11 protein-coding genes, 2 tRNA genes and 1 pseudogene are annotated in these 15305 nt (G+C 72.4%); 9 read left to right on the forward strand and 5 right to left on the reverse strand.

Annotated features, from left to right (window positions below; all coding sequences use genetic code 11):
* Nucleotides 1-4: 4 nt before the first annotated feature.
* From K7B10_RS25585 to K7B10_RS25600, 4 genes are all read left to right on the forward strand, one after another.
* Nucleotides 5-2308, forward strand: a complete 2304-nt coding sequence (locus tag K7B10_RS25585; protein ID WP_229339457.1) for an SPFH domain-containing protein — start codon at nt 5-7, stop codon at nt 2306-2308.
* 167 nt (nt 2309-2475) lie between these two features.
* A complete protein-coding gene (locus K7B10_RS25590; protein WP_229339459.1) occupies nt 2476-3096 on the forward strand; it encodes a lytic polysaccharide monooxygenase auxiliary activity family 9 protein in 621 nt (206 codons plus the stop codon).
* A gap of 49 nt (nt 3097-3145) precedes the next feature.
* A complete protein-coding gene (locus tag K7B10_RS25595; protein ID WP_229339461.1) occupies nt 3146-4831 on the forward strand; it encodes an AMP-binding protein in 1686 nt (561 codons plus the stop codon).
* Between the two features lie 71 nt (nt 4832-4902).
* Nucleotides 4903-4976: transfer RNA gene (locus tag K7B10_RS25600), tRNA-Lys, on the forward strand.
* Nucleotides 4977-5071: 95 nt separating this feature from the next.
* Here the strand turns inward: K7B10_RS25600 and K7B10_RS25605 are convergent.
* Entirely contained in the window at nt 5072-5830 is a 759-nt protein-coding gene (locus tag K7B10_RS25605) for an IclR family transcriptional regulator (RefSeq protein ID WP_229339463.1), read from the reverse strand.
* 230 nt (nt 5831-6060) lie between these two features.
* Between K7B10_RS25605 and K7B10_RS25610 the strand changes: the two genes are divergently transcribed.
* The 4 genes from K7B10_RS25610 to K7B10_RS25625 all read left to right on the forward strand — a co-directional run bounded on the left by K7B10_RS25610 (nt 6061) and on the right by K7B10_RS25625 (nt 10404).
* Nucleotides 6061-7203, forward strand: coding sequence for an LLM class flavin-dependent oxidoreductase (locus K7B10_RS25610; protein ID WP_372481463.1), 1143 nt, complete (start codon nt 6061-6063; stop codon nt 7201-7203).
* A 265-nt stretch (nt 7204-7468) separates the two neighbouring features.
* A complete protein-coding gene (locus K7B10_RS25615; RefSeq protein WP_229339465.1) occupies nt 7469-9169 on the forward strand; it encodes a glycosyl hydrolase family 18 protein in 1701 nt (566 codons plus the stop codon).
* A 166-nt stretch (nt 9170-9335) separates the two neighbouring features.
* Nucleotides 9336-10184: a helix-turn-helix domain-containing protein gene (locus K7B10_RS25620; RefSeq protein WP_229339467.1), complete on the forward strand. Its 849-nt coding sequence runs from the start codon at nt 9336-9338 to the stop codon at nt 10182-10184.
* Nucleotides 10144-10404, forward strand: a complete 261-nt coding sequence (locus K7B10_RS25625; protein WP_229339469.1) for a DUF397 domain-containing protein — start codon at nt 10144-10146, stop codon at nt 10402-10404. The genes K7B10_RS25620 and K7B10_RS25625 overlap by 41 nt, the downstream gene beginning before the upstream one ends.
* A gap of 113 nt (nt 10405-10517) precedes the next feature.
* On the opposite strand, the gene K7B10_RS25630 is transcribed toward K7B10_RS25625, so the two are convergent.
* Nucleotides 10518-12263 (reverse strand): putative bifunctional diguanylate cyclase/phosphodiesterase, encoded by a 1746-nt coding sequence (locus K7B10_RS25630; RefSeq protein ID WP_229339471.1) that lies wholly within the window; start codon nt 12261-12263, stop codon nt 10518-10520.
* Between the two features lie 430 nt (nt 12264-12693).
* Between K7B10_RS25630 and K7B10_RS25635 the strand changes: the two genes are divergently transcribed.
* Nucleotides 12694-13929 (forward strand): M6 family metalloprotease domain-containing protein, encoded by a 1236-nt coding sequence (locus K7B10_RS25635; RefSeq protein ID WP_229339473.1) that lies wholly within the window; start codon nt 12694-12696, stop codon nt 13927-13929.
* A 60-nt stretch (nt 13930-13989) separates the two neighbouring features.
* Here K7B10_RS25635 and K7B10_RS25640 read toward each other — a convergent pair.
* From K7B10_RS25640 to K7B10_RS25650, 3 genes and pseudogenes are all read right to left on the reverse strand, one after another.
* A tRNA-Lys gene (locus K7B10_RS25640) sits at nt 13990-14063 on the reverse strand.
* A pseudogene (locus K7B10_RS25645) lies at nt 14054-14633 on the reverse strand (bifunctional DNA primase/polymerase). The gene K7B10_RS25640 and the pseudogene K7B10_RS25645 overlap by 10 nt, the downstream one beginning before the upstream one ends.
* A 142-nt stretch (nt 14634-14775) precedes the next feature.
* Complete coding sequence (locus K7B10_RS25650; RefSeq protein WP_030866369.1) at nt 14776-15126, reverse strand: DUF8844 domain-containing protein; 351 nt, start codon at nt 15124-15126, stop codon at nt 14776-14778.
* Nucleotides 15127-15305 lie beyond the last annotated feature (179 nt).

The raw sequence follows: 15305 nt of genomic DNA on the forward strand, positions 1-15305 counted from the left end.
AACGATGTACCCCACGCGCACCACCTCGACGACGGGCACCTTCCGGGTGCCGCCCGCGCCCCCGCAAGCCCCGGCGCTGCGCGCCACGGGCGACCTGTACGCCCCTGCCCTCCACTCCAGGCCGGCCCCGCCCGAGGTCCGGCCCGCGGCCCCGGCGGAGGCTCGGCCCGCGGTCCCGCCGGAGGCCCGGCCCGAGGTCCGGCCCGAGCAGGCCGACGTCCCGGCCGGGGCCGGTCCCACTGCCCCGCTCCCGATCGCGGCGGTGATTCCGGCCCCCTCCGAGGCTCCGGCCGAGACCCTGCCCGCGATGCCGATGCCGATGCCGATGCCGATGCCGATGCCGATGCCGACGGCGACCGCCCACGCGGACCGGTCCCGGCCGGAGGCCGAGCCTCCGGCCGTGGCGGCCGTCCCGGCGCCGTACGCCGCAAAGGGCGGTCCCGAGTCCGAGGTTCCGGCGGACCGGGTGCCGGGTGCGGCGGTTCCGGCCCCCTCCGAGGCCGAGGCCGAGGGCAGCCCGGAGGATGTGGTTCCGGTCGTGGGTGCCGAGCACGGGGTCCCGCGGGCGGCCGCCGGGGTTCCGGTCAGGATGGTCGCCCTGCCGCACGGGCGGCCGGCGGTGGAGAGCTCCTGGAGCGAGGTCCCGGCGGCCCGGATCCGGGTCGAGCCCGAGCCGGTGCACGCGCTGGCCGGAGCCGGCGACCGTGCCGAGTACGCCCCGGAGCCCGATCCGCCGCTCTCCGTACCCGCCCCTGCGGCGCACGCGCACCCGGCGGCGCCCACCCTCCGCCTGCGGGCCGAACCCGAGCCCCCGGCCGGTCCCGGTGCGCAGCCGCCGTCCGACGGCCCCGCGCACGGGTACGGCGCCCCCGCCCCCGCCGCCCCGCACGCCGAAGCCGCGCCCCGGACCCCGCGGTCCCACGACGAGGCCGGGGGCGAGCCCGTGGCGCAGGGCGGCTTCGGGGCCCGGCTCGGCCAGGTCTGGCCCGCCGGTCCCGGGGCGGACGGCCCCGCGCGGCGGTACGGCGAGCCGTGGCCGCCCGCCGCGCAGGAGGGCGACGCCGGATCGCGTGCCGCGCACGCCTGCGAATCCGCGCCACAGGCCCCGTACGTACCCCAGCCGCACGACGGGATCGACACCGAGCCCGAACCCTGGCCCGGTGCGGTCCCCGGACCGGCGGTGGGGGACATCGTCGCGCGGGCCGTGGCGCGGGGGATGGGGGAGGGGGACACGGAGGATCTGCCGCGGATCACGGAGGGGCGCGGGGCCGCGGTCACCGAGGTGCCGCTGCACCTGCCGTTCCCCGCGGAGTCCCGCCCGGTCGGGGCGCCGACCCCGGCCCCCACCCGGGCCCCCGCCCCCGCCGCGCAGCCCCGCGCGGCGCGGTCCGAGCCCGGGCGCCGGGTGCCGCGCGGGGACGAGCGGTTGCGCGAGCACCGGGGGCCCGTGCTGCCCGGCTGGGTCGGCGTCGGTGTCGGCGCTCTCGCGCTCACCGGCTGCCTGGCGGTGCTCTGGCGGGCCGGGGCCGTGCCGGCCCCCTTCGTGGCCGCCTTCGGTGCGACCCCCCGGGCCTACCAGGGGCTGCGCGCCACCCACTGGCCCCCGCTCGCCTTCCTCGGCATCGTCGCGCTCCTCGCGCTCGGCGGACTCGGCCGCGCCAAGGCCGGCCACGCCTGGGTGCTCACCCTCTTCGGCCGCTACCGGGGCACGGTCCGCCGTACCGGGCTCACCTGGGTGAGCCCGCTCCTGCTCCGCCGCCGCGTCGACGTCCGGCTGCGCCACTGGCGCAGCGAGCCCATGCCCGCGGTGGACTCCGGCGGCCTCGCGCTGCGCGTCGTCGTCCAGGTCGTCTGGCAGGTGAAGGACACGGCCCGGGCCACCCTCGCCGTCGAGGACCACACCGAGTACCTCGCCGAGCAGGTGGAATCGGCCATGGCCCGGGTACTGTCCCAGCTGCCCGCCGACGCCTTCCACGAGGACGCCCCGACGCTGCGCGACTCCGAGGCGGTCGGCGACGCGCTGACGCGGATGCTGGCGACCGAGACCGAGGCGGTCGGGATCGAGGTGTACTCGGCCCAGCCGACCCGGATCGAGTACGCACCCGAGGTCGCCGAGGCCATGCGGCGGCGCCGGGTCGCGGCGATCGACGCCAAGCACCGGGACACGGTGCTGACCTCGGTCGTGGACGCGGTCGACGACACCGTCCACCGGCTGACCTCGCGCGGGCTCGTCGAGCTCGACGACTACGAGCGCAAGGCGCTCGTGAAGGACCTCACCGTCGCCTTCTACACCGGGCGGCCCGAGTAGCGGTCGCAGCTGACGGAGAACGGGTGGTCCGGCATCTGCCGGGCCACCCGTTCTCCCATTGGTCTGGACATGGCCAACTCCCGTCAATAGCCTGGTACTTGGTCTAGACCTGAATCCCCACGCGTGCGCACGCCCTCACCGGACTCCCCCCACGTTCAAGGAGCATCATGCGTCCCATCCGCATGCCCGTTCACCTGCCCAGACGAGCCGGCGCCGCCACGCTCGGCCTCGGTGTCATCGCCGGCCTGGCGCTGCTCAGTGCCCCCACCGCGAGCAGTCACGGCTACACGGACACCCCCATCAGCCGCCAGAAGCTCTGCGCCAACAAGACCGTCCTCGACTGCGGCCCGATCCAGTGGGAGCCGCAGAGCGTCGAGGGCTACAAGGGATTCCCGGCCGCCGGTCCGGCCGACGGCCAGATATGTTCCGGTGGGCACGGCGAGTTCGCGCAGCTCGACGACCCGCGCGGCGGCGCCTGGCCCACCACCAAGGTGACCAGCGGGCAGAGCTACGGCTTCCGCTGGCAGTTCACCGCCAACCACTCCACCACCGACTTCAAGTACTACGTCACCAAGAACGGCTGGGACCCCACCAAGCCCCTCACCCGCGCCTCCCTGGACTCCCAGCCCTTCCTCACGGTCGCCTACAACGGCGCCCGGCCCGCCATGACCACCGTCCACCAGGGCACCATGCCGAGCGGCAAGACCGGCCGGCACATGATCCTGGCGGTCTGGACGGTCAACGACACCCCCATGGCCTTCTACTCCTGCTCCGACGTCCAGTTCTGACCCTCGGACCGATTCAGTTCTGACGAGACGTCAGCTACCCTCCGGCGGCATGCGGACGACACCCGAGACCGTCGCGGAGCTCATGGCGCGCCAATGGGGCGACCACCGGCCGGGGCTGATGTACGGCGGCAGCACGCACACCACCGTCCTCAGCCGCCACCGGACCGCCCAGGAGGCCGCCGCGCGCGCCGCGCTGCTCGTCGACCTCCTGCCGGCGGACCGGGGCGCCGAACCGCACATCGGGGTGCTGCTCGACAACACCCCCGAGTTCCCGTTCTGGCTCGGCGCGGCGGCCCTCGCCGGGGCCGCCGTCGCCGGGATCAACCCCACCCGGCGCGGTCCCGAGCTGGCGCGCGACATCCTGCACACCGACTGCCGGATCCTGGTCACCGAGCACGCCCACCTGCCGCTGCTGCGAGGGCTCGACCTGCCCGGCGTACGGATCCTCGTGACCGACTCCGAGGAGTACGCCGCCCTGCTCGCCCCGTACACGGCCGCGAAGCCGGGCGAGGCGGTGCTCGCCGCCCCCGTCCCCGGCTCCCGCTTCCTGCTCTACTTCACCTCGGGCTCCACCGGCGCCCCCAAGGCCGCCGTCTGCAGCCAGGGCCGGCTGGCCGCCGCCGCGGACTCGCTGGTCCGGCAGTTCTCGGTCACCCCCGAAGACGTCCACTACGTCTGCATGCCGCTCTTCCACGGCAACGCCGTCATCGCCGACTGGCTGCCCGCCCTCGCCGGGGGCGCGGCCGTGGCCCTGCGCCCCCGTTTCTCCGCCTCCGCCTTCCTGCCCGACGTCCGCGCGTACGGGGCGACGTACTTCACCTACGTCGGCCGGGCCGTCCAGTACCTGCTGGCCACCGAACCCCGCCCCGACGACCGCGAGCACACCCTGCGCCTCGGCTTCGGCACCGAGGCCGGCGCGGTGGACGCGGCCCGCTTCGCCGAGCGGTTCGGGGTCCGGCTGGTGGAGGGGTACGGGGCCACCGAGGGCGGCGCCTCCGTACAGCGCACGCCGGACACCCCGCCGGGCGCCCTAGGCCGGGCGGGAGCCGGGGACGACCTGGCGGTGATCGATCCGCAGACGGGTGCGGAGTGCCCGCCGGCCGTCCTGGACGGGCGGGGGCGCCTGCTCAACGGCTCCGAGGCCATCGGCGAGCTGGTCAATCGAGGCCGGAGCCTGTTCGAGGGCTACTGGCGCAACCCCGAGGCGCAGGCCGCGCGCACCCGAGACGGCTGGTACTGGACGGGCGACCTCTTCTTCCGCGACGCGGACGGCTTCCTCTACTTCGCGGGCCGTACGGACGACCGGCTGCGGGTCGACAGCGAGAACCTCGCCGCCGCGGTGATCGAGAACATCCTGGCGCGCTGGTCCCCGGCGGCCGCGGTCGCCGTGTACGCGGTGCCGGACGAGGCCGCCGGCGACCAGGTGATGGCGGCGGTCGCCCTGGAGGAGGGGGAGCGGTTCTCGCCGGAGGCCTTCTCCGCGTTCCTGGCCGCCCAGCCGGACCTGGGCACCAAGATGTCCCCGCGCTACGTCCGGATCGTGGAGTCGATGCCGACGACGGCGACCAACAAGATCCACCGGGCTGCCCTGCGCCGCTGCGGCTTCCGCTGCCCGGAGCCGGTGTGGTGGTCCCCGCCGGGCGGCTCCGGCTACCGGCTCCTGGGCCCGGCGGACCTCGACGGCCTGCTGGCGGCGTACGCGGCGCACGGGCGCGCGGAGCTCCTGGAGCGCTGAGGGGTGATCCCGGCGTACGCGGGTATTGGTTTTGAGCACCCCTGAGGACCAGGTAGTATTTTCTCTGTCAGGCGCCGCTAGCTCAGTTGGTTAGAGCAGCTGACTCTTAATCAGCGGGTCCGGGGTTCGAGTCCCTGGCGGCGCACCTGTACTTCGGGCGGTTTCCGGTTCACCGGGAACCGCCCGAAGTGTTTCCGGACCCTCCGCGACCCCCGCGGCGCGGCCGGCCCGGGGCACGGCTCAGAGGGTGAGCGACAGCAGCAGGGGTGCGGCCTTCCGGTTCAGCGTCTCCGCCGCGGCCCGCAGCCGGTGCGCGTGCTCGACCGGCATCGACAGGGCCAGGCAGCCCACCGCGGCCCCGGCGGTGATCGGTACCGCCGCACAGACGGTGCCCACCGCGTACTCCTGCAGGTCCAGCACCGGAACCGTGGCCGGCTGGGCGTCCAGCTTGGAGAAGAGGACGCGCTCGTTCACGATCGTCTTCGACGTGAGCCGGGCGATCTTGTGTCGCGAGAGGTGGTCGCGCCGCCCGTTCTGGTCGAGCTGCGTCAGCAGGCACTTGCCGACCGCGCTGGCGTGCGCCGCGGAGCGGAAGTCGACCCACTCGTGCACCTTCGGCGTGCGCGGGCTGTCCGCGAACTGCGTGATCTTCACTTCGCCGTCCACGTACCGGCTGATGTAGACCGCCGCGCCCACCGAGTCCCGGAGCCGGTCCAGGGTCTCCTGCAGCTTGTTCTGGAGCGCCTGCTGCCGGTCTATGCCGGAGCCGAGCAGCACCAGGGAGTCGCCTATGGCGTAGGCGCCGTCCGACACCTGGAGTACGTACCCCTCGCGGCGCAGCATGAGGAGCATGGGGGCGAGATGGACCGCGGGCAGGCCGGTCTCACGCGCGATCTGTACATCGGTCACACCGCCGGTGTGGCGGGCGATCGTTTCGAGTACGCGCAGGGCGTACTGCACCGAGTGGAACGGCGCGGTCGGCTCGGGCTTCAGCGCCACGGTTTCCCCCTAGCAGGTTGTTACCGCTTGCCTTACCACGATAGCCATCAAGAGGCCCACGTGGAGCGCCTGTTGAGGAGATTGATGGCTCATTCGCGTCCCCCCCGCCCGCGTCTGCACCGCTGGCATATGCCAAGGTCACGCCCGCTGTCCGAGGATGCCGGGAATGCCCGCGCGCCGTCGATGGTTCGAGTTCTTCGTACGGACGACGAAGCGAGGCGGGAGCGACGATGAGTGACACCGGGGACGCGGGTCGGGCGGCGGACGGGGACGGCCGCGAAGGCCGCGAAGGCCGCGGAGGTGATGCGGATCCGATCCGGGGCGCGATGCGCGGCGACGCGCCGGTGCCGCTCTCGGTGCTCGACCTCGTCACGGTCGGCAGCGGCAGCAGCGCCTACGCCTCCCTGCGTACGAGCGTCGACATCGCCCGCCTCGCCGAGTCCCGCGGCTACCACCGCCACTGGGTCGCCGAGCACCACTCCATGCCCGGCGTGGCCAGCTCCTCCCCGGCGGTGATCCTGGCCCACCTCGCCGCCCACACCTCCCGCATCCGGCTCGGCTCGGGCGGGGTCATGCTGCCCAATCACGCGCCGCTCGCGATCGCCGAGCAGTTCGGCACCCTGGAGGCGCTCGCCCCGGGCCGGATCGACCTCGGGCTCGGCCGCGCACCCGGCACCGACGGCCGCACGGCCGCCGCCCTGCGCGGGTCCGGCCGCCTCGACGAGGCCGCCGAGGACTTCCCCCGCCAGCTCGTGGAGCTGACCCGCTTCCTCGACGACGACTTCCCCGACGGGCACCCGTACGCCCGCGTCCACGCGGTGCCGGGTCCCGTGCAGGGGCCCGCCGGGCGGCCACCGCTGTGGCTGCTCGGCTCCTCCGGGTTCAGCGCCCGCCTCGCCGCCGAGCTCGGCCTGCCCTTCGCGTACGCCCACCACTTCTCGGCGGCCGGCACCCTGCCCGCGCTGGACCTCTACCGTGAGAACTTCCGCCCCTCTGCGGTGCTGGACGCCCCGTACGCCGTGATCGGCGTCTCGGCGCTCGCCGCCGACACCGACGCGCAGGCCCGGGCCCAGGTGCTCACGGGCGCGCTGTCGATGCTGCGGCTGCGCAGCGGCCGGCCGGGTCTGATCCCGACGCCCGAGGAGGCGGCGGCGTACGGCTTCTCCCCGCTGGAGCGGGAGTTCGTGGACGGCTGGCTCGCGAACGTGGTCCACGGCACCCCCGACGAGGTCCGCTCCGGGCTCGACGACCTGGCCAAGCGGACGGGCGCCGACGAGCTGATGCTGACCGCCAACGCCCATGGCGGGGCGGCCCGGTTGCGCTCGTACGAACTGGTCGCGGACGCGTACGGGATGCCGGTGGAGGCTTCGTGAGCTGACTGACCGGGCGGAACGCAGTTCGGCTGGTCTGTTGCGGGAACCTTGCGCGGAGATGGCCATAAGGCAGCCTTAAACCGCTCGTCACCCGGGGTGGCGGGCGGTTCTTCGTGCGCGCGCAGGGCTCTGACGAGGGGATTTACCCGGTGAGTGGTCTAGTCCTTCTTTGGTCCAAACCATTGACTCGGGCCTCGGGTGATCGCTATCACTTCTCACACCCGAACCTCTTGCTTCCCCCCTCCCACCTCCCCGGAGGCAGTTCATGCACATCCGCAAACCCCTCATCGCGGCCGCCGCCACGGCCGCGCTGGCAGCCGGGGCGCTGGCCGGCTTCGCGGGGCTCGGCACCGCGCAGGCCGCCGACACGGCCACCACCGCGGGCGCAGGCGGCAACGTCAAGATCGCTTACTACGACCAGTGGAGCGTGTACGGGAACGCCTTCTATCCCAAGCACCTCGACACCCGCGGCATAGCGGGCAAGCTGGACGTCATCAACTACTCGTTCGGCAACATCCACCCCACCAACCTCACCTGTTTCGAGGCGAACAAGGCGGCGGGCGACGACAACAACCCCAACGCCGGTGACGGCGCGGGTGACTCGTACGCCGACTACCAGAAGTCCTTCAGCGCGGCGGACAGCGTCAGCGGCGTCGCCGACAAGTGGGACCAGCCGATCGTCGGCGTCTTCAACCAGTTCAAGCAGTTGAAGGCCAAGTACCCGAACCTGAAGATCAACATTTCGATCGGCGGCTGGACCTACTCGAAGTACTTCAGCGACGCGGCGAAGACCGACGCCTCCCGCAAGAAGCTGGTCTCCTCCTGCATCGACCAGTACATCAAGGGCAACCTGCCGGTCGAGGGCGGCTACGGCGGCGCGGGCAGCGCGGCGGGCATCTTCGACGGCATCGACATCGACTGGGAGTACCCCGGCTCCTCCGGCGGGCACCTGGGCAACCACTACGCGCCCGAGGACAAGCAGAACTTCACGCTCCTGCTCAAGGAGTTCCGCGAGCAGCTCGACGCCTACGGCGCGGCCAACGGCGGCAAGAAGTACCTGCTGACCTCGGCCCTCCCGGCCGGCCAGGACAAGATCAAGTACATCGAGACGGACAAGATCGGCGCGTACCTCGACTACGCGAACATCATGACGTACGACATGCACGGCGCCTGGGACGGCGACGGGCCGACGTACCACCAGTCCCCGCTCTACTCCGGTGCCAACGACCCGACGGACCCGATCGCCCCGGGCACCGAGAAGTACAGCATCGACAACGCCATCGACTCCTGGATCGACGGCAAGCCGGCCTACGGCATCGCCGGCGGCTTCCCGGCCAACAAGCTGACGCTGGGCTACGAGTTCTACTACCGCGGCTGGAAGGGCGTTCCCGCGGGGACGGCGGGCGGCCTCGCGCAGCCCGCGACCGGCGCCTCCGGAGCCCGGCCCACCAGCCAGCAGGCCGGCATCGCCAACTACAAGGAGCTCGGCGGCATCGTCGACAACCCGGCGAGCACCTTCTGGGACGACCAGGCCAAGGCCTCGTACTTCTACAAGGACGGCGAGTTCTTCACCGGCCTGAACCAGAAGTCCATCCAGGCCCGGGTCGACTACGGCAAGCAGCGCGGCCTGGCCGGAGCGATGATGTACTCCCTGCTCGGCCTGGACAACAACACCACGCTGTTGAACCAGATCTCGGACGCCCTCGGCGGGACCACGCAGCCCCCGACGACTCCGCCCACCACGCCTCCGACGACCCCGCCGACCACCCCGCCCACGACGCCGCCGACCACCCCGCCGACCACGGGCTGCGGCTCGACCCCGGCGTACGTCGCGGGCACCATCTACACCGGTGGCCAGGAGGTCTCCTACAACGGCCGCAAGTACAAGGCCCAGTGGTGGACGCAGAACGAGACCCCGGGCACCACGGGTGAGTGGGGTGTCTGGAAGGACCTCGGCGCCTGCTGATCCCCCCACCCCGCGCCGAGCGACACCCCGCCCCGCACCCGGTTCCCCCGGTGCGGGGCGGAGGTGTGTCACATGGTTGCCGGATTCCGGATACCGCCGTGTGGTGGTCTCGCTACGCTCGGCCACAGGTGAATCCGACCCGCGTCCCCATGGGGGTGACCGTCCCTTGGTCTTGGCCCGCGACCTCGATCCCAGCGCCTCGCCGCTGGACTACTACGGCTACGAACTGCGCCGGCTGAGAGAGGCCGCCGGTCTGAAACAGGGGCAGTTGGGCGACATCATCTACTGCACGGGCTCGCTGATCGGCCAGGTGGAGTGCACGAAGCGGGTGCCGACCAGGGATTTCTCGGAGCGGCTGGACGCCGCGCTCGGCACGGACGGGACGTTCTCCCGGCTGGTGGGTCTGGTCCTGCGGAGCGTGCTGCCGACGTGGTTCCAGGCGTACGCGGAGATGGAGGCCCGGGCGGCGTACATCTCCACGTTCCAGTGCCAGTTGGTGCACGGCCTCCTCCAGACGGAGGGCTACGCACGGGCCCTGCTCGGGGTCGATCGGCCGGACCAAGTCGACGAGCTGCTGGCTGCCCGCATGGATAGGCAGCACATCCTGAAGCGCGAGCATCAGCCCGCCTTGTGGGTGGTGCTCACGGAGGCCGTGCTGCATCAGGAGGTCGGCGGCCACGACGTGATGCGGAAGCAGCTCGCTCACCTGCTGAGTTTCCTTGAACATCCGTGGGTGCAGATCCAAGTACTGCCCTTTTCGGCCGGACAACATACCGGGATGCTTGGGTCGTTCACTCTCCTACGCTTCGATGGCGACCCAGAGGTGATCTATGAGGAGGGCTACGCCCAGGGGCACATGACGGCCAACCCGTCAGTGATCAAGGAACGCTCGTTCGGCTACGCTCGACTGCAAGCCGCAGCGCTCCCTCCGGAGCGGTCGGCCACGCTGATCGCTCGCGTAATGGAGGAACGCTATGGGAAGCAACAAGAACCTGGCGGGCGCGCTGTGGCGTAAGGCGTCCTACAGCGGAACAACCGGCGGCGAGTGCGTCGAGTGCGCCCCCCTCGGCGCCACCGCCTGGCGCAAGGCCTCGTACAGCGGTAACACCGGCGGCGAGTGCGTCGAGGTGGCCACTCAGCCCTGCCTCGTCGCCGTCCGGGACTCCAAGAACCCCGGAGGGCCCGCCTTCACCGTCGCCCCCGCGGCATTCGCCGCCTTCGTGCGCAGCCTCTGAGGGTCCGGGCGGAGCCCGGGGGCACCTCCCAGCGGTAGCTGGGGGAGGAACGGAGAAAGGGCGGGGCGGGGAGAGGGCTCCGCGCAGCGGCCCCGTACACCGCCCCGCAGGGTTCAGGCCCCGGGGCGGGTGCCGATCATCTCGGCGATCAGCTCCGGGGCCACCGCCCGCGAGTACAGCCAGCCCTGGCCCGTGTCGCAGCCGACGCGCCGCAGCCGGGCCGCCTGCCCGGCCGTCTCCACGCACTCCGCCGTGACCGTCAGCCCCAGCCGGTGCGCGAGCTGCACCAGGGCCTCGACGATGGTCTCGTCGGCCGGGTTGGGGTGGGTGCCCTCCTCGTAGCGGAAGCCCCGTACGAAGGAGCCGTCCAGCTTCAGCACGGACACCGGCAGCCGGCTCAGGTACGCCAGGTTCGAGTACCCGGTGCCGAAGTCGTCGATGGCGATCCGCACCCCCATGTCACTCAGGGCCTGGAGGGCCTGGAGCGGGCGCCCGGCGGAGCCCATCACCGCCGACTCGGTCAGCTCCAGCTGCAGCAGCTGCGGGGCCAGCCCCGTCTCGGCCAGGATCTCCGCCACGTCGCCGACCAGGTCGGAGTCCCACACCTGGCGGACCGCCACGTTGACGGAGACGAAGACCGGGGAGTCGCTGGGCCGCTCGATCTGCCAGCGCCGGGCCTGCCGGCAGGCGGTCCGCAGCACCCACCGCCCCAACTGGACGATGGAGCCGTCCTCTTCCGCGATCCCGATGAACCGATTCGGCGTCAGCGTGCCGAACTGCGGGTGGTTCCAGCGCACCAGCGCCTCCACCCCGCGCACAGCCCCGCTCTCCAGGTCCACGAGCGGCTGGTACTCGAGCGCGAACTCTCCCCGCTCCACGGCCGGCCGCAGCGTCGAGGTCAGGGCCTGGCGGGTCATGCGGTGCGCGTTGCGCTCCGGGTCGAACAGCGTCCAGCGGGCCTTGCCGTCCGCCTTCGCCCAGTACAGGGTCGTGTCCGCGGCCTGCATCAGCCCGGTCGCCGAGGTCCCCTCCGCGGCCCGCTCCACCACGCCGATCGACGCCGAGACCGACAGCCGCTGCCCGGCCAGGTCGAACGGCTCCTGGACGGCGGTCAGGACGCTCCGCGCCAGATCGGCGAGCTGTTCGGTGCCGGTGGAGTCCTCCACCAGCAGGGCGAACTCGTCGCCGCCGAGCCGCGCGACGAGGTGACCGCCGGTGCGCCCGTACCCGGATTGGTCGGCGCACTGCGTCAGCCGGGCCGCGACGGCGGTCAGCAGCCGGTCGCCGACCCGGTGGCCCAGGGTGTCGTTGACGGCCTTGAAGCCGTCGAGGTCGAGGTAGCACAGGCCGATCCGCCCCGTCCCGCCCTGCTCGTACGAGGAGGCCTCCAGGGCGGCGGAGAGCCGCTCGAAGAACAGCGCCCGGTTGGGCAGCCGGGTCACCGGATCGTGCATCTGCAGGTGGCGGAGCCGGGCCTGCAGGTCGCGGCGGTCGCTGATGTCGGCGACGGACAGCAGTACGTCCCGGGTGCCGGGCACGGGCCCGAGGGTGACCTCGGTCCACAACGAGTGCCCGTCGGGATGTTTGAGCCGGCGGGTGCAGCGCAGCCTGGCCTGCCGGCCGCGGAGCACCTCCTGGTACGCCTGCCAGGTACGGGCCTCGGCACCCAGATCGACCAGATCGGCCGCGCGCTGCTCGACGAGCGCGTGCGGCTCGGTCCCGAGGAGCCCGGCCAGCGCCGCGTTGGCGGCGACGACGTGGCCCGAGCGGTCGACGACGGCCATCGCGAGGTGGGCCGCGTTGAAGGCGGCCCGGTAATCGCGCAGTTCGGACTCGGTGCGGGTCGGCGCCGACGGCATGACCGGCACTGATTGGTGACGCTCCGTAGTGGCCGATCGGATGCTGTCGGCCGCCGAACCGGTTTCCTCTGAGGTTCCGCTCACCGTTGGCTCCCGCAGTGCTCGTGAGTGTCCGTGCAGGAAAGTGTGCCGATCATAGAGGCACCGTACGGCCCTATCCAGCGGCGTCGCCGTGCGGGGCACGGGACTTCGGCGTGCTGACGGCCGGCCGACCGAATCCCGGGCGATCGTTTCTGCGCGGCTCTGAGCAGCGAAAGCCCTCCGCTGATCTCCCGTGATCGGTCGTGACGTTCTGTAGGCATGTGGGTGAACCCCCCGAGTCACCGGCTTGACGTAGTGCTCACTCTTGTGGGGCAGCGGAACAGGGCATTAGTAAGACAATCCCCTCAGGGTGGAGCGAGATGGTACGAATCCACCACCGGAGGTCGATGTGCCGCGACAGCAGACACCCGGGGGAGTGGAACGCTCCCGCATGAGAAGCACGGCGGCCGCGCTCACCTCCCTGACGGCGCTCGCCGCCATGTCGCTCGTCGCGGGTCCCGCGGTCGCCGATCCGGGAGCCGGGCCGTGCGCCCTGACCCGCACCTCGGCGCACCACTCCCTGGGCCTCGACACCTGGAACCGCGCCTACCCCAAGCCGGAGCGCACCCTCCACGCGGTCATGGTCTTCCTCTCCTTCCCCGACCACCGCACCACCCTCACGACGGAGCAGCTGACCGGCGATTACTTCCCCGCGACCAGCGACTTCTTCGAGCGGGCCTCGTACGGGAGGTTCCGTCTGGAGCCGCATCCGCAGGAGCGGTGGATCCGGATGCCCAAGCCGTCGACCGCGTACGGGATACAGCGTGACTGGGCGGCGCACGACCGGGCGGCGTACCTGCGGGACGCGGTCGCGGCCGCCGACCGGGAGGTGGACTTCTCGCAGTACGACGTCGTGTACTTCGTCGCCGACCCGGACGCGCCCGGAGTGGACTCGGACGCCACCAAGGTCGTCAACTTCGACCGGCCGATCCGGGCGGACGGGACGGAGCTGCGGCGGATCGTGACCGTCTTCGAGCGGCACCCGCCGGACCGCAACGTGCTGGCGCACGAGACCGGGCACGTCTTCGACCTGCCCGACCTCTACCACCGGCCGAGCGACGGCAAGGGCGACTGGGACACCTACGTCGGCGACTGGGACGTCATGGGCAGCCAGTTCGGGATGGCGCCGGACCTGTTCGCCTGGCACAAGTGGAAGCTGGGCTGGCTGGACTCCTCGCAGGTGGACTGCGTGCAGTCCGGGTCCTCGCTGCACACCCTGCTGCCGCTGGGCCAGGCTCCGGCGCCGGGCGCCACGGGCGGGACCCGGCTCGCGGTGATCCGTACGGGCCCCGGCAGCGCGATCGCGGTCGAGGCGCGGGGCTCCGCCGGCAACGACGGGGACACCTGTACGGAGGGGGTCCTGGTCTACCGGGTGCGCAACGAGGCGGCGTCGGGCGGCGGCCCGGTCGAGGTGCTGGACGGGCACCCGGACTCGGAGGCCTGCTGGGACCGCTCGGTGTACCCGCCGCTGGCGGACGCGCCGCTGGAAGTGGGGGAGGCGTTCACGGTGCCGGGGGAGCGGATCAGGATCGAGGTGGCGGACCGGACCCCGTCGGGCGCGTACACGGTCAAGATCACGACGTAGTGCCCGTGGTGCGGGAACACGAAGAAGGCCCCCACTCGCGTGGGGGCCTTCTTCCGTCTGTGCGCCGCCAGGGACTCGAACCCCGGACCCGCTGATTAAGAGTCAGCTGCTCTAACCAACTGAGCTAGCGGCGCTTGCTGACGAGGAAGACATTAGCAGGGAGATGGCCGGAAGGAAAAATCGATATCCGCAGCTCGGGCGGCGCGGAGGTATGCCCACAGGAGTGCCTCGGGTCCGGGCAGCCAGGGGGTGCGGGTGTCGGGGGCGACGACCCAGCGGGACGGGCCGGGGACGGCGTCCAGCGGAGGCACGGTGACGGCGTCGCCGTGGCCGTGGCACAGCGGCGCCGGCACGGAGGCGCCCCACTCCTCCCAGGCGAGCAGCGCGGGGAGGCGGTGCGCGGTGCCGGTGGAGGTGAACAGCAGCATCCGCCCGCGGTGCACGGCGACGGGCCCGGAGCCGGGGCCCTCGGCCCAGAGCAGGTCGAGCATGCGGCGGCCGAGGACGAGGGGGACGTTGACGACGTCGAAGGCGGTTCCGCAGGGCAGCACGGCGGGAGCCGTGGAGCGGGCCTCCCAGCGCGCGAGGGTGCTGTGCGGGTGCGCGGACGCGGAGGCGAGCCAGGCGGCGCCCCGCGGAGTGACGTGGGTGGCGGTGCGTGTGTCGGGGGCGGTGCAGGCCGGTGCCGTCGTCAGCGTCGTCATGCGGACCGGTCTACCCGGCGTAGCGGGCCGGTTTCCGGGAGTTACGGAAAACCGGGACAGGGCGGGGGACGGTGGGCTATGTTGCGCCCCGCATATGCCAGGTGCGACGCCGCGGGTGATATCCGCCGCACCCGGCGGTGGGTCACGGGGTGTCCGGGCCGGCTTCGCGCTGCAGGGACTCGCCGAACTCGATCATCTTGAGCGCGTAGTCCTCGGTCCAGTCCGCCTGCGCGGCGATCTCCGCCGGCGGCAGCCGGTCGAACCGGCGCGGATCGGCGAGCTGCGCGGCGGCCAGCGCCTGGAACTCCACCGCCCGTTCCTGCGCCGCCCGGAAGGCGAGCGTCAGCTCGGTTGCGCGGGCCAGCAGCTCCCGCGGGTCCTCGATCGACTCCAGGTCGAAGAAGTGCTCCGGGTCCGTGGCGGCTTCCGAGGGCTCGAAGAGCAGCGGCGCGGGCCGCGGCTTCCGCTCGGTCGTCCGCTCGGGCTCTGCCATGCGTGTCCTCCTGCTGCGCGTTCGGGATCCTTCCGGGCCACCCTCCATTGTCCAACGCCGCGCAAGAGCGCCGCCCTGGGGCCCGTCAGGGCCTCCAGGGCACCCGGTGCTCCGCGAGGTGGGCCAGGACCGAGTGGTTGGCCTCCCAGCCGTCCGGGCTGTGTTCACCGGCCGCCTCC

It is taken from the genome of Streptomyces flavotricini (assembly GCF_020639365.1).
GTDB classification, from domain to species: Bacteria; Actinomycetota; Actinomycetes; order Streptomycetales; family Streptomycetaceae; genus Streptomyces; species Streptomyces flavotricini.

Bases quoted from the DNA above. Each gene is read 5' to 3' on its own strand.
- K7B10_RS25585 (WP_229339457.1), top strand. From the start codon at position 5: ATGTACCCCACGCGCACCACCTCGACGACGGGCACCTTCCGGGTGCCG.
- K7B10_RS25590 (WP_229339459.1), top strand. From the start codon at position 2,476: ATGCGTCCCATCCGCATGCCCGTTCACCTGCCCAGACGAGCCGGCGCC.
- K7B10_RS25595 (WP_229339461.1), top strand. From the start codon at position 3,146: ATGCGGACGACACCCGAGACCGTCGCGGAGCTCATGGCGCGCCAATGG.
- K7B10_RS25610 (WP_372481463.1), top strand. From the start codon at position 6,061: ATGAGTGACACCGGGGACGCGGGTCGGGCGGCGGACGGGGACGGCCGC.
- K7B10_RS25615 (WP_229339465.1), top strand. From the start codon at position 7,469: ATGCACATCCGCAAACCCCTCATCGCGGCCGCCGCCACGGCCGCGCTG.
- K7B10_RS25625 (WP_229339469.1), top strand. From the start codon at position 10,144: ATGGGAAGCAACAAGAACCTGGCGGGCGCGCTGTGGCGTAAGGCGTCC.
- K7B10_RS25630 (WP_229339471.1), bottom strand. From the start codon at position 12,263: ATGCCGTCGGCGCCGACCCGCACCGAGTCCGAACTGCGCGATTACCGG.
- K7B10_RS25650 (WP_030866369.1), bottom strand. From the start codon at position 15,126: ATGGCAGAGCCCGAGCGGACGACCGAGCGGAAGCCGCGGCCCGCGCCG.